At 64.8% G+C, this 3,733-nt stretch carries 6 protein-coding genes; 1 reads left to right on the top strand and 5 read right to left on the bottom strand.

The genetic code is table 11. The features are described from left to right. Positions 1-93: 93 nt before the first annotated feature. The gene (locus NTX40_11335; GenBank protein ID MCX5649667.1) at positions 94-600 is read left to right on the top strand and encodes a prepilin-type N-terminal cleavage/methylation domain-containing protein; all 507 of its coding nucleotides are present in this window, start codon (positions 94-96) and stop codon (positions 598-600) included. Positions 601-615: 15 nt separating this feature from the next. Here the strand turns inward: NTX40_11335 and pheS are convergent, their stop codons facing one another. The 5 genes from pheS to NTX40_11310 form a co-directional block, all read right to left on the bottom strand. Continuing rightward, positions 616-1,632 (bottom strand): phenylalanine--tRNA ligase subunit alpha, encoded by a 1,017-nt coding sequence (gene pheS / locus NTX40_11330; GenBank protein MCX5649666.1) that lies wholly within the window; start codon positions 1,630-1,632, stop codon positions 616-618. Position 1,633: 1 nt separating this feature from the next. Then, positions 1,634-1,993, bottom strand: coding sequence for a 50S ribosomal protein L20 (rplT, locus tag NTX40_11325; protein MCX5649665.1), 360 nt, complete (start codon positions 1,991-1,993; stop codon positions 1,634-1,636). 27 nt (positions 1,994-2,020) lie between these two features. Then, positions 2,021-2,215 (bottom strand): 50S ribosomal protein L35, encoded by a 195-nt coding sequence (gene rpmI, locus NTX40_11320; GenBank protein ID MCX5649664.1) that lies wholly within the window; start codon positions 2,213-2,215, stop codon positions 2,021-2,023. A 91-nt stretch (positions 2,216-2,306) separates the two neighbouring features. Then, positions 2,307-2,819 carry a translation initiation factor IF-3 gene (infC, locus tag NTX40_11315; GenBank protein MCX5649663.1) on the bottom strand — a complete coding sequence of 171 codons (513 nt, stop codon included), beginning with the start codon at positions 2,817-2,819 and terminating at the stop codon, positions 2,307-2,309. 46 nt (positions 2,820-2,865) lie between these two features. Then, positions 2,866-3,733, bottom strand: an 868-nt coding sequence (locus NTX40_11310; GenBank protein MCX5649662.1) for a threonine--tRNA ligase, incomplete at its 5' end; no start/stop codon positions are given.

The following is a 3,733-nucleotide window of genomic DNA, read 5'->3' as shown; positions in this document are numbered from 1 at the left end:
ACTATCGATCGCAGCAACCTGAACGATCACCCGGCCGGCCTGACCCGTTCCTACAAACTGGCTTGCATCTCGGGATCCTATGCGGAGTAACCGATGAAGGCTTTTCATCACAGACCGGGCTTCACCTTGCCGGAAATACTCCTGGCGATGGCCCTTATGGCCCTGATCATGGCCGCCGCCGCCGCCGCCATCCATGCCGCCAACACCTCGTACACCTACAACTCCGAGAAAACGGAACTGGTGTCCAAGGCGTGCGGCGTATTGGACCGGATCGCCCGCGACATCCGCCGGGCCACGGACTTTGAAATCCTGGACGACGAAATCCTGGTCGACGTGCAAAGCCTTCGCATCATGCTGCCTGATGGCACGCGGCATACTTATACATGGGATGGCACGGACCGCGGCGACATCACGTTTGTGAAGACCGAAAGCGACAACAGCGACAGCGATCCCGAGCGATTAATAAAGGGAGACGTAACGTCTTTCGCCCCCGAGCAACCCGCCGGCAGCCAGTCTTGCCACGTCCAGGTTTCGCTGAAGGGAGACTATGCCGCGGTCAGTAAAAACATCACGGTCACGCCGCGCAAGGTTCTATTCTGACCGCTGCGAAATGCGTTAGAACTGCCGGAGAAACCGCAAGTCGTTCTCAAACAAGAGGCGGATGTCCGTGATGCCGTATTTCAGCATCGCCGGACGCTCGATGCCGAATCCGAATGCGAACCCCGTCACCTCCTCGGCGTCGTAGCCGACCGCCTCGAACACATTCGGGTCCACCATGCCGCAGCCCCCGATCTCCATCCAGCCGGTCCGCTTGCAGGCGGGGCACCCCTTCCCCGCGCACAGCAGGCAGGAGACGTAGAGTTCGGCGCTCGGCTCGGTGAACGGGAAGTAACTCGGCAGGAAGCGCGTCCGGACGTCCGGCCCGAAGAACGCCCGCGCGAACATCGAAAGGACGCCCTTCAGGTCCGCGAACGTGACGCCCTGCTCCACCCACAGCCCTTCGAGTTGGTGGAACATGTTGGAGTGGCCGGCGTCCACCGTCTCCGGCCGATAGACGCGCCCCGGGGCGATGATCCGGACGGGCGGCGGACGATTCTCCATCACGCGGATCTGGACCGTGGACGTTTGGGTCCTCAGGAGCAGCCGGTCGTCAAGGTAGTAATTGTCCAGCGGGTCGCGGGCCGGATGTTCCGGCGGAATGTTGAGGGCGACGAAGTTGTGCCACTCGTCCTCGACCTCGGGCCCCTCGACGACCTCGAACCCCAGACGCCCGAAAATCTCAATCATCTCGCGCGCCGCCCGCGTGATCGGGTGCACTCGCCCGAGCGCCGGTTGCCGGCCGGGCATCGTGACGTCCACCGCCGGCCGGGCCTTGGCCGGAGCGACCAGCGCGGCCTTGCGTTCGGCCAGGCGCGCGGTCACCTCGGTCTTCAGGGCGTTGACCGCCTGGCCGAACGCCCCGCGTTCCTCGGCGGGAACCGTGGGGATGGACCGCAGGAGAGCCGTGACCTGTCCGGACTTGCGCCCCAGCCATTCGATGCGCAAGGCTTCGAGGGCTTGGCTGTCGGCGGCGGCCGAGATCTGCCTCAAGGCCTCGCGGCGAAGGGTCTCGACGTGGTCGAGACGGCTCATGTCAGGTCTCCAGAGCGGCGCGAGCCTCGGCGACGACGGCGTCGAACGCTTTCGGGTCGTTCAGCGCAAGGTCCGCGAGGACCTTTCGGTCGAGCGTGACGCCCGCCTTCTTCAGACCTCCGACGAAATGGCTGTAGGAGATCTGGCGCTGCCGGCAGGCGGCACTGATGCGCGTAATCCAGAGCCGGCGGAAGTTGCGCTTCTTGGTCCGCCGGTCGCGAAAGGCGAACTGGTCGCCCTTCATGACCGATTGCTTGGCGACGCGACGGAGTTTTCCACGGGCGCCGTAGTACCCTTTAGCCCGCTTCAAGAGGCGCTTGGTCGATTGCCTCCGGGCCGATCCTTTTCGTGTGCGTGTCATGTCGTTTCTCCTCGTGGCGCGCGGGCGTCAGCCGCCGATTAGGCGCGTGTAAATCTTGACCTGTCCCTTGTCGACGACGGCTTTTCGGCGAAGTTGCCGCTTGCGCTTGCTGCGCTTTCCGCTCATCAGGTGGCCGCGGTTGGCGCGCCGGCGCGTGACTTTACCCCGCCGCGTGAGCTTCATGCGCTTCCGGATGCCCTTGTGGCTTTTCATCTTCGGCATAACGGTCCCTTTCGCTGGACGGCGTTTTCCCTTGCGGCCGGGGCGCTTCCGGCCTCGATATCCGATGTTTTCAGTTCCACTCGGCCGGCGCTCAAGACGATTTCTTGGGCGTCAGGATCAGGATCATGCGTCGGCCCATGCGGTCCGGTCCGCGTTCGACCTTGGCGACGTCGGCGAGTTGCTCGACGAACGCCTGCATGTTCTGCGTTGCGAACTCCAGGTGCGCCATCTCGCGCCCGCGGAACAGCATGTTCACGGTGACCTTGTCGCCGTTCTCCAAAAACTCCCGCGTCCGCCGGATCTTCACGTCCCGGTCGTGGGCCTCGGTCTTCGGGCGGATCCGGATCTCCTTCATGTGGACTTCGTGGTGCTTGCCCTTGGCCGTCCGTTTGGACTGACGGTACTTGAACTTGCCGTAGTCCATGATCCGGCACACGGGCGGCCGCGCCTCCGGCGCGACCTCCACGAGGTCCAGGCCCGCCTCCTCTGCGCGGCGCACGGCGTCGTCCCGTTCCAGGACACCTAACTGTTCGCCATTTTCTCCAATAACCCGCAGCGGCGAAACTCGGATCTGCTCGTTGATCCGCTGCCTGAAGTCCTTCAAGCGGTTCTCCTTATCCTAGGACCGGGTTCCTTGCGTGCCGTCTATCTCAACCCCGGCGCGCCGGGGCCGTCGGCCTCAGCCGGCGCTCGCGGATTTCGTTTTGTGCCCGCCCGATGAACGCCTCGACCGTCTCGCCGCCCAGGTCGCCCAGCGCCTTCGAGCGGACAGCGACGGTTTCGGCGGTCGCCTCCTTCTCACCCACGACCAGCATGTAGGGGATCCGCCGGCCGATGGCCGACCGGATTTTCGCGCCGACCTTGTCGCTCGAGAGATCGGCCTCAGCCCGGAAACCGGTTTGCCGGAGGCGCTCGAGCACCCGGCCGGCGTAGGCGTCAAACCGTTCGCTGACCGGCAGGACGACGGCCTGGAGCGGTGCGAGCCAGAGCGGGAAATCGCCCCCGTAGTGCTCGATGAGGATGCCCAGGAACCGCTCGATGCTGCCGAGAATCGCGCGGTGGATCATCGCCGGCCGGTGCTCGCGATTGTCGGACCCGGTGTAAGTGAGGTCGAACCGTTCAGGCATGGCGAGGTCCACCTGGATCGTTCCGCACTGCCACGACCGCCCGAGGCAGTCGCGGATGTGGTAATCGATCTTCGGTGCGTAGAAGGCCCCTTCCCCCTCGTTCACCTTGTAAGTCATGCTGCGGGCCTCAAGCGCGCCGCGGAGCGCCCCTGTGGCATGTTCCCACATCTCATCGGTGCCGATGCAGTGCTCCGGCCGCGTCGAGAGTTCCACCCGCACGTCCTCAAACCCGAACGTCCGGTACACCCGGTCCACCAGGCGGATGACGCCGATCACCTCGTCCCGCAACTGGTCCGGCAGGCAGAAGATGTGGGCGTCGTCCTGGGTGAACTGGCGGACGCGCAGCAGGCCGTGGAGCACGCCGGCCAGTTCGTGACGGTGGACCATGCCC

This window comes from Planctomycetota bacterium, from assembly GCA_026387035.1.
In the GTDB taxonomy this organism is placed as follows: domain Bacteria; phylum Planctomycetota; class Phycisphaerae; order FEN-1346; family FEN-1346; genus JAPLMM01.
The sequence above is the reverse complement of the archived record's forward strand: the minus strand, read 5'-3'. Positions and strand labels throughout refer to the sequence as shown.